The organism is Streptomyces globisporus (assembly GCF_003501885.1).
GTDB classification, from domain to species: Bacteria; Actinomycetota; Actinomycetes; order Streptomycetales; family Streptomycetaceae; genus Streptomyces; species Streptomyces globisporus_D.
The window spans coordinates 1-18,108 of the sequence record NZ_QWFA01000171.1 but is presented as its reverse complement, the minus strand read 5'-3'; the positions used below and the strand labels follow the sequence as shown (position 1 = coordinate 18,108).

The 18,108-nt window shown below is 73.0% G+C and carries 13 protein-coding genes and 1 pseudogene; 7 read left to right on the top strand and 7 right to left on the bottom strand.

Translation table 11 applies throughout. The features are described 5' to 3' along the window. The first annotated feature begins 207 nt into the window (after window positions 1–207). From D3105_RS26015 to D3105_RS26005, 3 genes are all read left to right on the top strand, one after another. Window positions 208–1,272 carry a lipoate--protein ligase family protein gene (locus tag D3105_RS26015; RefSeq protein ID WP_118905447.1) on the top strand — a complete coding sequence of 355 codons (1,065 nt, stop codon included), beginning with the start codon at window positions 208–210 and terminating at the stop codon, window positions 1,270–1,272. A 56-nt stretch (window positions 1,273–1,328) separates the two neighbouring features. Next, window positions 1,329–2,195, top strand: a complete 867-nt coding sequence (locus D3105_RS26010) for an oxygenase MpaB family protein (protein ID WP_118905446.1) — start codon at window positions 1,329–1,331, stop codon at window positions 2,193–2,195. An 81-nt stretch (window positions 2,196–2,276) separates the two neighbouring features. After that, a complete protein-coding gene (locus D3105_RS26005; protein ID WP_118905445.1) occupies window positions 2,277–3,926 on the top strand; it encodes an FAD-dependent monooxygenase in 1,650 nt (549 codons plus the stop codon). Between the two features lie 15 nt (window positions 3,927–3,941). Here D3105_RS26005 and D3105_RS36125 read toward each other — a convergent pair. The 4 genes and pseudogenes from D3105_RS36125 to D3105_RS25985 form a co-directional block, all read right to left on the bottom strand. Continuing rightward, window positions 3,942–5,536, bottom strand: a pseudogene (locus D3105_RS36125) (molybdopterin-dependent oxidoreductase). 157 nt (window positions 5,537–5,693) lie between these two features. Continuing rightward, window positions 5,694–7,916: an NADP-dependent isocitrate dehydrogenase gene (locus D3105_RS25995; RefSeq protein ID WP_118905444.1), complete on the bottom strand. Its 2,223-nt coding sequence runs from the start codon at window positions 7,914–7,916 to the stop codon at window positions 5,694–5,696. Between the two features lie 132 nt (window positions 7,917–8,048). Further along, window positions 8,049–9,479 carry a sensor histidine kinase gene (locus D3105_RS25990; RefSeq protein ID WP_118905443.1) on the bottom strand — a complete coding sequence of 477 codons (1,431 nt, stop codon included), beginning with the start codon at window positions 9,477–9,479 and terminating at the stop codon, window positions 8,049–8,051. Further along, the gene (locus tag D3105_RS25985; protein WP_276311862.1) at window positions 9,476–10,189 is read right to left on the bottom strand and encodes a response regulator transcription factor; all 714 of its coding nucleotides are present in this window, start codon (window positions 10,187–10,189) and stop codon (window positions 9,476–9,478) included. The genes D3105_RS25990 and D3105_RS25985 overlap by 4 nt, the downstream gene beginning before the upstream one ends. A 63-nt stretch (window positions 10,190–10,252) precedes the next feature. Here D3105_RS25985 and murG point away from each other — a divergent pair, with 63 nt between their 5' ends. The 3 genes from murG (at window position 10,253) to D3105_RS25970 (ending at window position 13,520) form a co-directional block, all read left to right on the top strand. Then, window positions 10,253–11,404 (top strand): undecaprenyldiphospho-muramoylpentapeptide beta-N-acetylglucosaminyltransferase, encoded by a 1,152-nt coding sequence (gene murG / locus D3105_RS25980; RefSeq protein ID WP_118905442.1) that lies wholly within the window; start codon window positions 10,253–10,255, stop codon window positions 11,402–11,404. After that, a complete protein-coding gene (locus D3105_RS25975; RefSeq protein WP_412080890.1) occupies window positions 11,401–12,429 on the top strand; it encodes a GDP-mannose 4,6-dehydratase in 1,029 nt (342 codons plus the stop codon). Before murG ends, D3105_RS25975 begins: the two co-directional genes overlap by 4 nt. A 212-nt stretch (window positions 12,430–12,641) precedes the next feature. Beyond that, entirely contained in the window at window positions 12,642–13,520 is an 879-nt protein-coding gene (locus D3105_RS25970; protein ID WP_118905441.1) for a SigB/SigF/SigG family RNA polymerase sigma factor, read from the top strand. Between the two features lie 45 nt (window positions 13,521–13,565). On the opposite strand, the gene D3105_RS25965 is transcribed toward D3105_RS25970, so the two are convergent. Both D3105_RS25965 and D3105_RS25960 read right to left on the bottom strand, forming a co-directional pair. Next, a complete protein-coding gene (locus D3105_RS25965) occupies window positions 13,566–15,074 on the bottom strand; it encodes an amidase (RefSeq protein WP_118905440.1) in 1,509 nt (502 codons plus the stop codon). A 170-nt stretch (window positions 15,075–15,244) separates the two neighbouring features. Then, complete coding sequence (locus D3105_RS25960; RefSeq protein WP_118905439.1) at window positions 15,245–15,631, bottom strand: hypothetical protein; 387 nt, start codon at window positions 15,629–15,631, stop codon at window positions 15,245–15,247. Window positions 15,632–15,831: 200 nt separating this feature from the next. Here D3105_RS25960 and D3105_RS25955 point away from each other — a divergent pair, with 200 nt between their 5' ends. Next, window positions 15,832–16,593, top strand: coding sequence for a hypothetical protein (locus D3105_RS25955; RefSeq protein WP_118905438.1), 762 nt, complete (start codon window positions 15,832–15,834; stop codon window positions 16,591–16,593). On the opposite strand, the gene D3105_RS25950 is transcribed toward D3105_RS25955, so the two are convergent. Then, window positions 16,580–18,108 (bottom strand): NCS1 family nucleobase:cation symporter-1 (locus tag D3105_RS25950; RefSeq protein WP_240647024.1); only part of this gene is annotated, 1,529 nt, incomplete at its 5' end. The two genes, D3105_RS25955 and D3105_RS25950, sit on opposite strands and share 14 nt — an antisense overlap.

The following is an 18,108-nucleotide window of genomic DNA, read 5'->3' as shown; positions in this document are numbered from 1 at the left end:
CTCCCGGTCACCGCCGCGGTTCTCGGCGCCGTCGCCCTGGCCGCGGCGACGGCCGCCAGCGCGAGCCGGCCCGCCCGTGATCCCGCCCCGGCCCGCCGCGCCCCCGCCCTGCGCCGGGGATGATCCACACCGGGATGCGCGTTGTATCCGGTTGTGTCCGACTCCATGCGGCGAGCCGGACCCTCGGAGAGAGCTGGAGGCGGCGCTGTGCACGGTGAGTACAAGGTTCCCGGCGGCAAGCTGGTCGTGGTGGACCTGGAGGTGGCGGGCGGGGCGCTGCGGAACGTCCGCGTCGCCGGGGACTTCTTCCTCGAACCGGACGAGGCGATCCTCGCGATCGACGCGGCTCTGGAGGGCGCCCCCGCCACCACCGACACCGCCGGGCTCGCGGCCCGGATCGAGGCGGCGCTGCCCGACTCCACGGTGATGCTGGGACTGAGCGCGGAGGGCGTCGCCATCGCCGTACGCCGGGCGCTGGCGCAGGCCACGGAGTGGAGCGACTACGACTGGCAGCTGATCCACGACGCGCCCCAGTCGCCCGCGCTGCACATGGCGCTGGACGAGGTGATCACCGCCGAGGTGGCGGCGGGGCTGCGGCCGCCGACCCTGCGGGTCTGGGAGTGGGACTCCCCCGCCGTGATCATCGGCAGCTTCCAGTCGCTGCGCAACGAGGTGGACCCGGCGGGTGTGGAGCGCCATGGCGTGGACGTCGTACGCCGGATCTCGGGCGGCGGCGCGATGTTCGCCGAGCCCAGCTCCACCATCACGTACTCCCTCGCCGTACCGCAGGCGCTGGTGTCGGGGCTGTCCTTCGCCGACAGCTACGCCTATCTGGACGACTGGGTCCTGGAAGCCCTCGCGGACATGGGCATCAAGGCCTGGTACCAGCCGCTCAACGACATCGCCACCGAGGTCGGCAAGATCGCGGGGGCCGCGCAGAAGCGGGTGGTCGGGCCGGACGGCGGGCCGGGGGCCGTGCTGCACCACGTGACGATGGCGTACGACATCGACGCCGACAAGATGCTGGAGGTGCTCCGCATCGGCAAGGAGAAGATGTCGGACAAGGGCACCCGGTCGGCGAAGAAGCGCGTGGACCCGCTGCGGCGGCAGACCGGACTGCCGCGCCAGGTGGTGATCGAGCGGATGATCGACTCGTTCCGCAGGCGTCACGGCCTCACCACCGGAAGCGTGACCGCCGCCGAGCTGGCCCGCGCCGAGGAGCTCGTACGGACCAAGTTCGCCACGCCGGAGTGGACGGCCCGGGTGCCGTAGGGCTACCCGGGCGGGTGGCACCCCGGGCGGGTGGGCGCCGCCGCATACTGGGTCGTATGGACAAGGCGGCGTCCGGCTCAGGAGTACGGGAACGGCTCGGCAGGAGCCTGTTCGCCCGGGTGGCGGGGCCTTCCGGGCCGGAGAACCGGGCCCGGATCCACCAGACCCCCGGCCCCCGCTGGTTCGGCCCGGACCGGCCGGTGCGGCGGGTGCACGGGGACGCGTCCATGTTCATCGGCGGGCTGCGCGCCCTGCTCCTCCAGTCGTTGCACCCCCTCGCCATGGCCGCCGTCGCGGGCCACTCGGGGTTCCGGGGCGACCCGTGGGGGCGGCTCCAGCGGACCAGCACGTTTCTGGCGGTGACCACGTTCGGCACGGCCGAGCACGCCCAGGAGGCGGTGGACCGCGTACGGTCCGTGCACGAGCGGGTGCGCGGGACCGCGCCCTCCGGGGAGCCGTACCACGCGGCCGATCCGCACCTCCTGTGCTGGGTGCACGTCGCCGAGGTGGACAGCTTCCTCCGCGCCCATCAGCGGTACGGGGAAAGGCCGTTGGACGCGGCCGGGTGCGACGGGTACATCCACGACATGGCGACGGTGGCCCACGCCGTCGGCATCCCCGACCCGCCGCACGACCGGGCGGAGCTGGCGGAACGCATCGCCGCCTACCGCCCGGAGCTGCGCGCCACCCAGGAGGCCCTGGACGCGGCCCGCTTCATCCTTCTGCACCCGCCGCTGCCCTGGCCGGTCCGCCCCCCGTACGCCGTACTCGCCGCGAACGCCGTGGCCGCGCTCCCGCCGTGGGCCCGGGAGCCGTTGCGGCTGCCCCGGGTGCCGGGGGTCGAGGAGGTGTGCGTACGGCCCGCCGGGAAGGCCCTGACCAGGACCATCCGGTGGGCGATGACCCCGCCTGCGGGAGGCTGAGCGCCGCCCGGGTGCCGATGGCCGCCGCGGGCAGGACGATGGAGGGGACCGTACGCGGGGGGCCCACGACGGGAGTCCCCGGTGGCACGCAGCGAATCGACCGACGTCCTCGTGGTGGGCGCGGGCCCGGTCGGCCTGACGCTCGCCGCCGAGCTGCGGCGGGCGGGGGTGGACTGCCGGATCGTGGACCGGCTGCCCGCCCGCCTGCCGTACGCCAAGGCGGTGGGCGTCCAGCCGCGCACCCTGGAGCTCTTCGAGCGGATGGGCCTGGTGCGGGAGGTGCTGGACGCGGCGGTCCCCCTCCGTGGCCAGCTGACGTACGTGAACGGGGCCGAGCAGGGCCGGGTGGAACTGGTCCTGCCGCCCGAAGTGCCGTACGGCTTCGCCGCGCTGCCGCAGTGCGACACCGAGCGCCTGCTGGAGGAGTTCCTCGGGCGCTACGGCACCGGGATCGAGCGGTCGACCGCGCTGGTGGCGTTCGCCCAGGATCCCACCGGGGTGACCAGCCGGCTCACGACGACATCCGGGGACGAGACGGAGGTCCGCTCCCGGTTCCTGGTGGGCTGCGACGGGGCGCACTCGGCGGTGCGCAAGGGGCTCGGGCTCAGCTTCGAGGGCGGTGCGTTCCCCGAGGAGTACATGCTCGCCGATGCGGAGGTGGGGTGGGATCTGCCGCCCGGGTACGGGGTGCGCTCGATGCACCGCGGCGAGGACGGGGCGATCGACGATCTACTGGTCTGCATCCCGCTGCCCGGGAACGGCCGCTACCGGATGTCGATGCTGGTGCCGCCGGAGCTGTCCGCCGCGCGGCAGGCGGAGGCGGCCGGGGCGGCGGGCGGCGGTGACGGGGTGGCGCACGGTCTGGAGGGCGGTACGGCCCCCGCGCTCCCCGACATCCAGAAGGTCCTGGACCGGCTGGCGCCGGAGCCGGTCACCGCTTCCGCGCTGCGCTGGTCGTCGGTGTTCCGGATCAGCCACCGGCTGGTGAACCGGTACGGGGAGGGCCGGGTGTTCGTCGCCGGGGACGCGGCGCACATCCATCCGCCGACCGGCGCCCAGGGCATGAACACCGGGATCCAGGACGCCTGCAACCTGGCGTGGAAGCTGGCGCCGGCCGTCGAGGGCGCGGCGGGGCCGCGGGTGCTCCCCGGTTACGACGCGGAGCGGCACCCGGTCGGCGAGGAGGTGGTCGGCCGGACCGTCCGGCACGCCGCCGAGGGGGTGCAGGCGGACCCGGCGGACCGGGAGACGCTGCTGCTGCGCGAGGCCCAACTCCTGGTCGGCTACCGGGAGAGCCCGCTGGTGACGCCCCTGGCCCCGGACGATCCGGCCCCGCTGCGGCCGGGCGACCGGGCCCCGGACTGCGGCGGACTCGCCGGGGACATCGCCGCCTACCCGGTGCGCCTCTTCGAGGTGTTGCGCGGCCGCGGGCACGTGCTGCTGGTGTACGGGGACCACCCGGCGGGAGACTCCGCCACCGATCTCGCCTCAGCGGCACGGGAGTTGACCGACGGCCGGGTGGAGACGCACCGGATCCTGCCCGCCGACGCCCCGGACCGATGGACGGGTATCCCGCATCACCACGACAGCCGGGGCGAGTTCGCGCGCCGGTACGGGGCGGTCGAGGGCGCGGCCTTCGTCGTACGCCCGGACGGATATCTGGCGGCCTGTCTCCAGCCGCCCAGGGTCGAGGCGTTGAAGGATGCTCTGCAGCGGGTCTTCGCCCCGTGATCGCGGCCGTCACGGTCAGTCGACGCTGACGACCACCGAGTGCCACCCGCTCGCCCCGTCCGGGACGGTCTTCGTGCGCTTCTCGGTCTGCGTCTCGCCCGTCCCGTCCGTGGCGCGGACGGTGAGGGTGTGACTGCCCGGCGTCGCCTTCCACGGGTAGGTCCACTGACGCCAGGTGTCGACGGTGGCCTGGTCGGCGAGCTGGGCCGGCCGCCAGGGGCCGTCGTCGACCCGGATCTCGACCTTCTCGATGCCCCGGTGCTGGGCCCAGGCCACCCCGGCGACCATGACCGTGCCCGCCTCGGGGCGCGCGAAGGGCTTGGGGGTGTCGATGCGGGACTGGGTCTTGATCGGGGCCTCCCGGGCCCATTCGCGCTTCACCCAGTACGCGTCGTAGGCGTCGAACGTGGTGAGCTCGATGTCCTCGATCCACTTGCAGGCCGAGACGTACCCGTACAGTCCGGGCACGAGCATCCGGACGGGGAACCCGTTGACGAACGGCAGCGGTTCGCCGTTCATGCCGACGGCGAGCATCGCGTCCCGGCCGTCCATGACGTCCTCGACGGGGGTGCCGAGCGTCATGCCGTCCACCGAGCGGGCGATGATCTGGTCCGCCTCGCCGCCCCGGGACGGCGGCTTCACCCCGGCCTCCTTCAGCAGATCGGCCAGGCGGACGCCGATCCACCGGGCGTGCCCGATGTAGGGGCCGCCGACCTCGTTGGAGACGCAGCACAGGGTGATCTCGCGTTCGATCAATGGCCGGTTCAGCAGATCCTGGTAGCTGAACTCCAGGTTCCTCCGTACGCCCTTGCCGTGGATGCGCAGCCGCCAGGTGTTCGCGTCGACCTTGGGGACCACGAGGGCGGTGTCCACCCGGTAGAAGTCGTCGTTGGGTGTGGTGAACGAGCTGATGCCGCGCGCCCTGCCGATCCCGGCGGGAGCACAGCCGAGGGCGCGCGGCATCAGCTCGTTCACCACACCCAACGACGACTTCTACCGGGTGGACACCGCCCTCGTGGTCCCCAAGNGCCGTTGAGCGCCCGGCCGACGGCTCCGGCGGCGGTGGAGGCGGCAGCAGCGGCGGTGGCCGCGATCAGGAAGCCCCGCCGGTCCCAGCCGCTCTCGCCCTCCTCCCCGGCGACCGTGCGCGGCCGGGTGAGCCTGCCGACGAGGACGTACAGCAGGATCGCCCCGGCCACCGCGCCGACCAGCGACGGCAGCCCGTCGGTGAACCCGGCGGAGTCCGGCCTGCCGACGGCGGCCGCCGTGCCGACCGCGCCGAAGACCAGCACGGCGGCGGAGCCCGTACGCCGGTGGCGCAGCGCCAGCAGGCCGACGGCGACGGCGAAGAGGGCGAGCGTGGCGACGATGCCGAGCTGGAGGACGATCTTGTCGTTCTCGCCGAACGTGCGGATCGCCCAGTCCTTCACCCCCGTGGGCGTCCGGTCGATGGCGGCTCCGCCGACCGCCGTGACGGGGCTCGCCTCGGGTCTGACGGCGGCCGAGACGAGTTCGGCGACGGTCAGCGCGGCGAACCCCGCGAGCAGTCCGCTCAGGGCGGCGAGGGCGGGGCGGGTCAGGGTGGTGCGGTTGATCCTCACGGTCCTCATTCGGAACCGGAAGGCCGCCGGATTGCTGCGAACCCCCGTACGGCTCCGCGATCCCACCCGTTCGGGGGGCTCACACGCGACCCGCCCCGGCCGGCACCAGGGCCGACCGGGGCGGTCACGGACGGGGGCGGCGCGGCCGCCCCCGGATCACGTCATCTCAGGCGAGGGACGCGATCGCGTTGTTGAACGTGGCGGACGGCCGCATGACCGCCGCGGCCTTGGCCGGGTCGGGCTGGAAGTAGCCGCCGATCTCGGCCGGGGAGCCCTGCACCGCGATGAGCTCGGCGACGATGGTCTCCTCCTGCTCGGCCAGGGTCTTGGCGAGCGGTGCGAACGCCTCGGCGAGCTTGGCGTCGTCGGTCTGCTGCGCCAGCTCCTGGGCCCAGTAGAGCGCCAGGTAGAAGTGGCTGCCGCGGTTGTCGATGCCGCCGAGGCGACGGCTCGGGGACTTGTCCTCGTTGAGGAAGGTGCCCGTCGCCCGGTCCAGGGTGTCGGCGAGGACCTGGGCCCGCGCGTTGTCCGTGGTGGTGGCCAGGTGCTCGAAGCTGACCGCGAGGGCCAGGAACTCGCCCAGGCTGTCCCAGCGGAGGTAGTTCTCCTTGACGAGCTGCTGGACGTGCTTGGGAGCGGAGCCGCCCGCGCCGGTCTCGAAGAGGCCGCCGCCGTTCATCAGCGGGACCACGGAGAGCATCTTGGCGCTGGTGCCCAGCTCCAGGATCGGGAAGAGGTCCGTGAGGTAGTCACGGAGCACGTTGCCGGTGACGGAGATGGTGTCCTCGCCGCGGCGGATGCGCTCCAGGGAGAAGGCGGTGGCCTCGACCGGGGACTTGATGGAGATGTCCAGGCCGTCCGTGTCGTGGTCGGCGAGGTACGTCTTCACCTTGGCGATCAGGTTGGCGTCGTGCGCGCGGGTCTCGTCCAGCCAGAACACGGCCGGGTTGCCGGTGGCGCGGGCGCGGGTGACGGCGAGCTTGACCCAGTCCTGGATCGGCAGGTCCTTGGTCTGGCACATGCGGAAGATGTCGCCGGCGCCGACGGCCTGCTCCAGCACGACCGCGCCGCTCGCGTCGACGACGCGCACGGTGCCGGTGGCGGGGATCTCGAAGGTCTTGTCGTGGCTGCCGTACTCCTCGGCCTTCTGCGCCATCAGACCGACGTTGGGCACCGAGCCCATGGTGGCGGGGTCGAAGGCGCCGTTGGCGCGGCAGTCGTCGATGACGACCTGGTAGACACCGGCGTAGCTGCTGTCCGGGAGGACGGCGATGGTGTCGGCCTCGTTGCCGTCCGGGCCCCACATGTGACCCGAGGTGCGGATCATGGCGGGCATGGAGGCGTCGACGATGACGTCGCTGGGGACGTGCAGGTTGGTGATGCCCTTGTCGGAGTCGACCATCGCGAGGGCGGGGCCCTCGGCGAGCTCGGCCTCGAAGGACGCCTGGATCTCGGCGCCGACGTCCGGCAGCGAGCCGAGGCCCTTGAGGATGCCGCCCAGACCGTCGTTGGGGGTGAGGCCGGCGGCGGCGAGCTGGTCGCCGTACTTGGCGAAGGTGTTCGGGAAGAAGGCGCGGACCGCGTGGCCGAAGATGATCGGGTCGGAGACCTTCATCATGGTGGCCTTGAGGTGCAGGGAGAACAGCACGCCCTCGGCCTTGGCGCGGGCGACCTGCGCGGTGAAGAACTCGCGCAGCGCGGCGACGCGCATGACGGCCGCGTCGACGACCTCGCCCTTCAGGACGGGTACGGATTCGCGGAGCACGGTGGTGGTGCCGTCGTCGCCGTGCAGCTCGATGCGGAGCGTGCCGTCCTCGGCGACGACCGCGGACTTCTCGGTGGAGCGGAAGTCGTCGACGCCCATGGTGGCGACGTTCGTCTTCGAGTCGGCCGTCCAGGCGCCCATGCGGTGCGGGTGGGCCTTGGCGTAGTTCTTGACGGAGGCGGGGGCGCGGCGGTCGGAGTTGCCCTCGCGCAGCACCGGGTTCACGGCGCTGCCCTTGACCTTGTCGTAGCGGGCGCGAACGTCCTTGTCCGCGTCGGTCTGCGGGTCGTCCGGGTAGTCCGGAAGCGCGTAGCCCTGCTCCTGCAGCTCGGCGATGGCGGCCTTGAGCTGCGGGATCGACGCCGAGATGTTCGGCAGCTTGATGATGTTCGCGCCGGGCGTCCTGGCCAGCTCGCCCAGCTCGGCGAGTGCGTCATCGATACGCTGCTCGGCCTTGAGGTGCTCCGGGAAACTGGCGATGATCCGGCCCGCGAGGGAGATGTCACGGCGCTCGACCGTGACACCCGCGGTCGAGGCGTAGGCCTCGACGACGGGCAGGAACGAGTAGGTCGCCAGGGCAGGGGCCTCGTCGGTGTGCGTATAGATGATGGTCGAGTCAGTCACCGGGTGCTCCGCTCCACGTCTGCAACATTGCTTGACATCAAGATATCTCTTCGGCGTGCCGGGCTCCACAAGGCCCCCGCACGGCTTCGTGGCCGGGACGCCGGGCGGGCGAGCGGGGCCGTGACGGCGCGCTCACGGCGAGTGAGAACCTCCCGGCGGGCCCTGGGCACCGAACGTCAGCGTGAACAGCGCCCCGCCGCCCGGCGCCGCCCCCGCCGCCAGCTCCGCCCCGTGCGCGCGGGCGATCTGCCGGGCCATCGCCAGACCGAGACCCGAGCCGGGCAGGGCCCGCGCCGCCTCGGCACGGTAGAAGCGGTCGAAGACGTACGGGAGGTCCTCGGCGGGGATCCCCGGACCGTGGTCCCGGACGGTCAGCTCCAGCGATTCCCCGCTCCCGTAGGCGCTCAGCGCCACCTCCACCGGGGTGCCCGGCGGGCTGAACTTGGCCGCGTTGTCCAGCAGGTTCGTGAGCAGCCGGGCCAGCCGCGCCGGAACCCCGGGCCGGACCGCCCCGGCGGCGCTCGCCCCCGCCTCCCAGAGGAACGGGGTCCGCGGCCAGTGCGTCCGGGCCAGGGCCACCGTGTGCTCCGCCACCTCCGCGATCCGCACATCCTCCAGGAGCGGCAGCGGCTCCTCGTCCCGGGCCAGCTCGATCAGATCGTTGACCAGCCCGGTCACCTCCCGGATGCCCCGCCCCAGCGCCCCCGACGCCCGCTCGCGCTGCGCGGGCGTCAGCCGGTCGCCGCGCGCCAGCAGCTCCGCGTTGGTGCGCAGCGCGGTCAGCGGGGTCCGCAACTCGTGCGAGGCGTCCGCGACCAGCCGGCGCTGCGAGCTCACCGACTGCTCCAGCTCCCCGAGCATCGTGTTGAAGCTGGCCGCCAGCCGCGTCACCTCGTCCTGGCGGCCCGGCGGGCCCGGCGGCAGCTCGATGCGGTGGCGCGGGTCCCGCGTCGCCGCGATCCGCTCGGCGGTCGAGGTCAGCCGGGCCACCGGGGCCAGGCCCGTACGCGAGACGGCGTACCCGAGCAGGCCCGCCAGGAGCACCCCCGCCCCGCCGACCGCCGCCAGCAGCACGGCCGCCTGCCGCACGCCCTTCTCCACCGGGTCCGCCCGCAGCGCCACCTGGAGCGCCCGCCCGTCCCCGAACGGCGTCGTCAGCATCCGCAGCGGCTGCCCGAAACGGCTGACGTTGCTGTAGTACGGCGCTCGCTTCCCGGCCGCGACCTCCCGTACGGGGGTGGAGACGGGCAGCAGGTACGCGGCGTCCGGGTCCGCCGCCGGATCGGCCGGGACGATCTGGGCGCAGGCGGGCGCGGAGAGGTAGCGGCACTCGCCCGCCACGGTCTGCGGGCCCTCGCCCCGGTTCTCCTGGACCACCCGGGTCGCGGACTGGGTGAGGGACAGGTCGAGCTGGTGCAGCAGCTCGTAGCGGATGACGAAGAAGGCCGCCGCGCACACCCCGACCGCGACGAGCGCCACCGCCGCCGAGGCCGCCAGCGCGAGGCGCGTACGGAGCGGCCGCCTGCGCCGCCAGCGGGCGCCCAGCCGCCGCACCCCGCTCACGCCACGTCCAGCCGGTAGCCGAGCCCGTGCACGGTGTGGACGAGCCGCGGCTCGCCACCGGCCTCCAGCTTCCGCCGCAGATAACCCACGTACACCGCCAGCGAGTTGGAGTCGGGACCGAAGTCCTGGCCCCAGACCCGCTCCAGGATCACCTCGCGCGCCAGCACCTGGCCCGGGTGGCGCAGCAGCAGCTCCAGCAGGGCGGCCTCGGTACGGCTGAACTCCACCGGCCGGCCGCCGCGCCGCCCGGTCCGCGTCACCGGGTCCAGCGTCAGGTCCGCGTAGGCCAGGTCCCGGTCCGGGGCGGGCGGCGCGGCCCGCCGCAGCAACGCCCTGACGCGCGCGACCAGTTCGTCGAGCGCGAACGGTTTCACCAGATAGTCGTCGGCCCCCGCCTCAAGACCGTCCACCCGCTCGCTCACCGATGACAGCGCGGTCAGCACCAGCACCGGCGTCCGGTCCTCCATCGCCCGCAGCCTCCGGCAGACCGCAAGACCGTCGAGCACCGGCATCATCACGTCCAGCACCAGAGCGTCCGGCTCCCAGTCGGCCACCGCCGACAGCGCCGCCAGGCCGTCGCCGACGCCGCGGACCTCGTACCCCTCGACGCTCAGCCCGTCCTCGACGGCGGCCCGTACGTCCGGCTCGTCCTCGGCCACCAGAATCCTGCCCGTTCCGCGCATGCCACGCGTGCCACTCCTGCCGCTCATGGCTGAAGCCTGCCAAACGGGACTCTTAGAACCCTCTTAAGCCGCTTCCCGAGAGTGGCGGCCATGCGCACACCACTCTCCGTCGTGATCGGTGCGGGCGGCACCGGCGGCCACATCTACCCGGGTCTCGCCCTCGCCGAGGCCCTGCGCCGCGCCGACCCGGACGCGGCCATCTCCTTCATCGGCACCGAACGCGGTCTGGAGACGACCCTGATCCCGGCGGCCGGATACCGGCTGCACACCGTCGACATGATCCCCTTCGACCCCGCGCTCGGCGCGAAACGCTTCCTCCTTCCGGCCGCCCTCCTGCGCTCGGGTGCCCAGGCCCGTTCGGTCCTGCGCACCCAGAAGGCGCAGGTCGTCGTCGGAATGGGCGGCTACCCGAGCGCCCCGGCGATCGTCGGGGCGAAGATGGCCGGGCTACCCAGCGTGATCCACGAGTCCAACGCGGTCCCCGGCCGGGCCAACCAGTTCGCCGCCCGGCTCACCGAACACCTCACCGTCGCCTTCGACGGCAGCCGCGCCCATCTGTCGGGCGGCGAGCGGGCGCGGACCGTCGGCATGCCGATCGCGGCGTCGCTGGCCGCCCTGGACCGGCCGGCCCTGCGCGAGGAGGCCCGGCGCGCCTTCGGAATACCCGAGGGGGCGCGGGTCGTCCTCTTCAACGGCGGCAGCCTCGGCGCGGCCCGGCTCACCGCCGCCGCGGTGGACCTCGCCGCCCGGTGGCGGGGCCGCGGGGACGTCCACCTCCTGATCAAGACGGGCCCGGCCGCGCTCGCCGAGACCGGGCGGAAGCTGATCGACGCGGGCGTGGGGCCTGTCGCCCAGGCGGTGCCCTACCTCGACCGGATGGACCTCGCCTACGCGGTGGCCGACCTGGTGGTCTGCCGGGCGGGCTCGGCCACGATCGCCGAACTCGCCACGACCGGGGTGCCCGCCGTCCTCGTGCCCTACCCGCACGCCCCCGGCGACCACCAGACCCACAACGCCCGGGTCCTCTCCGACGCGGGCGCGGCCCACCTCGTCCCCGACGCGGAGACCACCGCCGACCGCCTCGCCGAGATCGTCGACCCGCTGCTCGCCGACCCCGCGCGGCTCGCCGTGATGGGGCGCGCCGCCGACCCCGGCCACCACGCCCGCGCCGCCGACCTGCTCGCCGAAACCGTCATCCGCATCGCCGGACAGCCCACCAAAGCAAGGGAGTTCACCTCATGAACAGCGCCACCGCCGACATGAACAGCACCGCCGTCGACTGGACCGGACGTACCGTCCTCGTCACCGGGGCCGAGGGCTTCATCGGCTCCACCCTGGTGGACCTCCTCGTCGAACGCGGCGCGCGCGTCAAGGCGTTCGTCCACTACAAGCCCTACGCCGACAAGGGCCACCTCGCCCGCTACCTCGACGACCCGCACGGCCCGGTCGAGTTCATCGCCGGGGACGTCGGCGACGCGGGCCGCGTGATGGACGCCGTCGAGGGCTGCGACACGGTCTTCCACCTCGCCGCCCTCATCGGCATCCCCTACAGCTACGACTCCCCCGGCGCCTACGTCCGGACCAACGTCGTCGGCACCGAGAACATCGCCGAGGCCTGCCGCCGCCACTCCGTCCGGCGCCTCCTGCACACCTCCACCAGCGAGGTGTACGGGACCGCCCTGACGGCCCCGATCAGCGAGGACCACCCCCTCCAGCCGCAGTCGCCCTACTCCGCCTCGAAGATCGGCGCGGACATGATGGCCCTGTCCCACTGGCATGCCTTCGAGCTGCCGGTGACGGTCGTACGGCCGTTCAACACCTACGGGCCCCGGCAGTCGGCCCGGGCCGTGATCCCCACGATCCTCGCCCAACTGCACGCGGGGGCACGGGAGATCCGCCTCGGTTCGCTGACCCCGACCCGCGACTTCACCTACGTCACCGATACCGCGGCCGGATTCCTGGCACTGGCCGGCTGCGACCGGGCGCTGGGAGAGAGCGTCAACCTCGGTACCGGCCGGGAGATCTCGGTCGGGGACCTCGCGAAGGCCCTCATCACCGCCTCCGGCCGGGACGCCGAGATCGTCGTGGACCCGGCGCGGCTGCGGCCCTCCGGCAGCGAGGTCCACCGCCTGCTCTCCGACAACACCCGCGCCCGCACCTGGGCGGGCTGGGAACCCGAGGTCGGCCTGGAGGAGGGCCTGGAACGGACGTCCGCCTGGGTGGCGGAGCATCTGCACCTCTTCGCGCCGGGGCGCTACCAGGTCTGAGCGGTAGCGCCGGGGGCCCGGCCGGGATCCGCCGGGCCCCACGGCCGGAGCATGGAATCACGTGTGTTTGAGAGCACCGATCGGGGAGAGAAGCGGAATCGACGTGCTTAGGCAGACAGGCACACTCACGGGAGCGGCATGGGCCGCCGTGAGGTGTTCCCTGTCGGTGCCCTCCCGTGTTGTCCATGAACACCAGTAACCGGGAGACTCTCGTGCCGACCACAACGCAGCGCTCTCAGCTCTCCACCGCCCCGGAACACGGCAGGCCCGCCGCTCCCGCGGCGCTTCCGCGGATCGATGACCCCGGGAAGATCGCGCCGAAGGACGCACGGACCCTGGCGGTTCTGTTCTTCGAGCAGTTGCAGGTACTGGAAGAGGGCACACACGAGTACCAGTACGCCCGGAACACACTGATCGAGATGAACCTCTCGCTGGTGCACTTCGCGGCGAAGCGCTTCCGCAACCGTGGCAGCGGTGAGATGGAGGACATCATCCAGGTCGGCACGATCGGCCTGATCAAGGCGATCGACCGGTTCGAGCTGAGCCGGGAGGTCGAGTTCACCTCGTTCGCCATCCCGTACATCGTCGGGGAGATCAAGCGGTTCTTCCGCGACTCGACATGGGCCGTCCACGTCCCCCGCCGTCTGCAGGAGCTGCGCGTGACCCTGGCCAAGACCCGCGAAGCGCTCGCCGGCCGTCTCGACCGCGAGCCCACGGTCGCCGAACTGGCCCGGCATCTCGAACTCACCGAAGAAGAGGTCGTCGAGGGGCTCATAGCCGCCAACGGCTACACGGCGGGCTCCCTCGACCTGCCCATCGGCGCCGACCAGAACAGCGCCGAGACGGTCACCTACGGCGACATCAAGGGTGACGTCGACCCGGCCATGGAACTGGTCGAGGACCTGCACACCCTCGCTCCCTTGCTGGAGCAGCTGGACGAACGGGAGCGGGAGATCGTCTCGATGCGGTTCGGCCGGGAGATGACGCAGGCCCAGATCGGCGAGCACCTCGGCATCTCCCAGATGCACGTCTCCCGGCTGCTGTCCCGGCTGCTCACGAAGCTCCGAAAGGAGATGCTCACCGAGAAGTGACCTCGGGCGGCGACGGGCCGGCCGCCCGGGCGAGAGCATCGTCCGTCAGACCGGCGGGCGGTGCTCGAACCAGCGCAGGTCGTCCTCCAGTTGGGCGGCGAGCGCGATCAGCCGCTCCTCGCTGCGGGAGGGGCCGAGCAGCTGGGCCCCGACCGGGAGGCCGGAGCGGGTGAAGCCGGCCGGGACGTTCACCCCGGGCCAGCCGAGGACGTTCCACGGCCAGGCGTAGGGGCAGGCGGCGGCCATCGCGACGTCGGTGCGCCAGGCGCTCAGGTCGTCGAACCTGCCGATCCGGGGCGGCGGCGCGGCCGTGGTCGGGGTGAGGAGCACATCGAACCCGGAGGCGTCGAAGAGGGCGCCGATCCTGCGGTGCTGGCGCACCTCGCGGGCGCGGGCGGCCCGCACCACCCGCCCGCCGAGCCGCGTCCCGGTGCGCAGGGCGCTGCGGGTGCGCGGGTCGAGCAGGGCCGGTTCGGGGTGCCGGGCGGCGAATTCGGCGATGCCCACGGTGGCGCGGGGCACGAAGGCGAGGCCGATCAGCCCGTACCGGGGGCGGGCTTCCTCGACATGGTGGCCGAGCCGGGCGAGGGTGTCGGCGAGAGCGGTGACGGCCCGGCGCACCTCCGGGTCCGGTCCGGCGCCGGTGAGGGTGAGCGGGGGACGCCAGGCGAGGGCGATGCGCAGACGGCCCGGGTCGCGGCGGGCGGCGTCGGCGGCGCGCACGGCGGGCGGGCGGTGGAAGTCCTCGGGGTGGGCCCCGGACACGGCGTCCAGGAGCAGCGCGGCGTCGGCGACCGTACGGGCGAGAGGGCCGTTGACCGTAAGACCCTGGAAGGAGTCGCTGTGCGGGTGGACCGAGATGCGCCCGCGCTGCGGTTTGATGCCGACGAGATGCGTCCACGCGGCGGGGATGCGCACGGACCCGGCGCCGTCCGAGCCGAGGGCGGCGGGGACGAGCCCGGCGGCGACGGCGGCGGCGGAACCGCCGGACGAACCGCCCGGGGTGTGCGCGGTGTTCCACGGGTTGCGGGTGGCGCCGAAGGCGGTTCCCTCGGTGAAGGGCCACTGGCCCAGTTCGCAGGAGTTGGTCTTGCCGACGACGACGGCTCCGGCGGCGCGCAGCCGGCGGACCGCCTCGCTGTCGGACGCGACCGGGGGCAGGTCGCCGTCGCAGCCGAAGTGCGTGGGCAGGCCCGCCACATCGGTGTCGTCCTTGACGGCGACCGGCACGCCCAGGAGCGGCAGCCGCTCCCCCGCCGCGAGCCTGCGGTCGGCCTCCGCAGCCTCGGCGAGGGCAGCCTCGGCCCGCAGATGGCGGAAGGCGTTGAGGGTGGGCTGTGTGGCCTCGATCCGAGCGAGGGCGTCGGCCACGAGTGCGGTGGAGGTGGCGGTGGCGTCGGCGAGCCGGCGGGCGCTCTCCGCGAGTCCGGGGAGCGGCGACGGGACGGGGGCCGCCGGGCGATGGCCGCGACCGGATTCCCGTACGGCCGGGCCGGTCTGCTCGGTGGGTCCCGCTTCGGTCGGCTCCGCTTCGGTGGACTCCGCTGAGGACATGGGCGTGCCGCCTCCCTCGTGTCGCGGGGCCGGCCGGTCGTCCCGGCTGCGCCCACACGTACTTACTGGAGGGTAACGAGAGGAGGCGGCATGCTCAACCGTTCGGGCCGCTCCAGCCGCTGCGCGAATGGCCGGTGCGGCCGGTGTTGCCGGTTCTCACAGCTCCGGCATCACGGGCGGACGTGGATCTCGCCGATTCCGGTGCCGATCTTCCCGCAGTGGGCGGTGGACTGGCCGGACTCGCCTGGCCTGAGGGTGACGTGGTTGCCGTCGACGTCCGGGGCCCAGCCGCAGACGAGATGGACCCAGAAGGTCTGCGTCTGGCTGCCGTTGTTGCGACAGAGCGCGAAGCCCGTGTACTCGTCGATGGCGTGCTTGCCGGTGTCGCAGGACAGGCCGGGCGGGATCGCGGCCGGGGCGGCGGACGCGGTCGCCGACGTGACCGAAACCCCCAGCGCGGCCACCGTCGCCGTGGCGGCGAGCGCCCGCAGGACGGACCGGGAGCGCTTCCCCGCGACCGTGCCGCGCTTGCTCCTCGTCCCCGTGAACAGGTTCATCGATGGTCTCCTTCGTGCTGCGTACGTACGTGACCCCGGGCGGGATCACCGCAGCTTTGCCCACGCTCCGTGGTCGAAAACACCGTGGCGCTTCACTCTCCGTATGCGCGCCGGGCGGCGCCCCCGCTCCCGGCGTACGCTCGAATGTGCCGGTCATCCTGGTTCGCACGCCCTGACCGGGGCCTTTCCGAGGAGGCGACGTGAGCGGACACCGATGGGCCGCCCGGGCGGCCGCGGGTGCGGCGGCCCTCGCTCTCACCGTGACGGGTGGCGCCCTGGCGCAGGCTGACGACGACATCGACACGCTCCCCGCCGAGGAGATCGCCGAACGCGCCCGCGACGCCCTGGTCGACGTCCGGTCCCTGCATCTGAGCGCGCGCGGCAGCGTCGACGGGACCGGGGAGGACATGAGCATCGACCTCACGCTGGACCGCGAGGGGAACTGCGCGGGCGGGGTGGACATGGGCGACGACGGTTCGGTGGAGATCGTGAAGCGCGGCGACGACGTCTGGCTGAAGCCGGACGCCGCCTTCTGGAAGAACCATGTGCCGATCGGCGGTTCCACCTTCGACACGATCCTCGACGGCCGCTACATGAAGGCGTCGGCCGACGACCCCCGGCTGCTGGAGGTGACCGAGGTCTGCGACCTCGACACGTTCCGCGAGCTGGTCACCGACAACGTCGGCACCGACGGCCTCGACACGCTGACGAAGGGCGCGAAGACCGACGTGAACGGCGCGCCGACCGTCCCGGTGACCCGGGCCGAGGGCGGTGAGCGCCTGACGGCCTACGTGGCCGCCGAGGGCACGCCGTACCCGGTGCGGATCACCGTGCGGAACGCCGACGGGGAAGGGACCGTGGACTTCTCCGGATTCGACCGGCCGGTGCCCACGGCCACTCCCTCGGCGGACGAGACGGTGGACGTCACGGCTCTGCTGGGCCGCAGCATCAAGCCGGTGTAACCGGCCGGGTCGTCGACCGCCGCGTCAGCGCCACGTACAGCAGCAGCGAGGAGGCGAGCCCGACCGCCCAGCCGTAGTCGGCCAGCGGCTTCAGGAACGGGATCAGGCCGTCGGCGGGGAACGGGCCCTTGCCGGGGGCCGAGTGCGATCCGCCCACCGCGAGGACGCCGCCGACCGCGAAGGCCACCACCGCCCGCCAGTTCCAGCCGCTCCGGTACCAGTACCGGCCGCCCGGCCGGTAGAGGTCGGGCAGATCGAGGACGGTGCGGCGGACGATCCAGTAGTCGGCGATCAGGATCCCCGCCACCGTACCGAGCAGGCCGCCGACCAGGCCCAGCCAGGTGAAGATGTACAGCTCGGGCGTCTCGGTGAGCTTCCACGGCATGATGACGACCCCGATCACGCCCGTGATCAACGCCCCGGTCCGGAAGCTGATGAGCTTCGGCGCGAGGTTCGCCAGGTCGTACGCGGGTGAGACCACGTTCGCCGCGATGTTCACCGAGACCGTCGCGATCAGCACGGTGACCAGTCCGAAGACCAGACCGAAGACGTTGTCCGTCCGGGCGACGAGCTGGACCGGGTCCCAGAGGGCCGCCCCGTACACCGCCTGCGACCCGGAGGTGACGAAGACGGAGAGCAGGGCGAAGAACGTCATCGTGGTCGGCAGCCCGAGCGACTGGCCCCAGATCTGGGCGCGTTGGCCCGCGCCGAAGCGGGTGAAGTCGGGGATGTTGAGGGAGAGCGTCGACCAGAAGGCGATCATGCCCATCAGCGAGGGGAAGAAGACCGGCCAGAAGTCGGCGCCCCAGCCGAGCGCGGACGGCTGGTCCAGCAGCGGACCGAAACCGCCCGCCTTGGCCGCGACCCAGATGAGCAGCACGACCGCGCCGACCAGGACGAAGGGTGCCGCCCAGTTCTCGAAGCGGCGCAGGGTGTCCATCCCCCGGTAGATGATGGCCAGTTCGAGGGCCCAGAAGAGGACGAAGCAGAGCCAGAGCGTCCACGGCTGCCCGCCGATCTCCGCCGCGCCGGCCCAGCCGCCGAAGATCTTGCCGAGCAGCGTGAAGATGCCGACGCCGCCGATCCAGGTCTGGATGCCGAACCAGGCACAGGCGACGGCGGCCCGGATCAGGGCGGGCAGATTGGCGCCGCGCAGTCCGAAGGAGGCACGGGCGAGCACGGGGAAGGGAATGCCGTACTTGGGCCCGGCGTGGCCGGTCAGCAGCATCGGCGCCAGCACGATCACATTGGCGAGCGCGATGGTGAACACGGCCTGTTTCCAGTCCATGCCGAGCGCCACCAGGCCGGAGGCGAGCAGCCAGGACGGGATGTTGTGGGCCATGCCGATCCACAGGGCCGCGAAGTTGTACGTCGTCCAGGTGCGCCGCTCCACGGGGACGGGCAGCAGGTCGTCGTTGGCGAAGCGGGGATCGTCGGGGAGCTGTCCGGGGGCGAGTTCGACGCGGCCGGACGTGGCGGCGGGCGCGGGTATCGCGTCCGGGGGCGGTGGGGTGG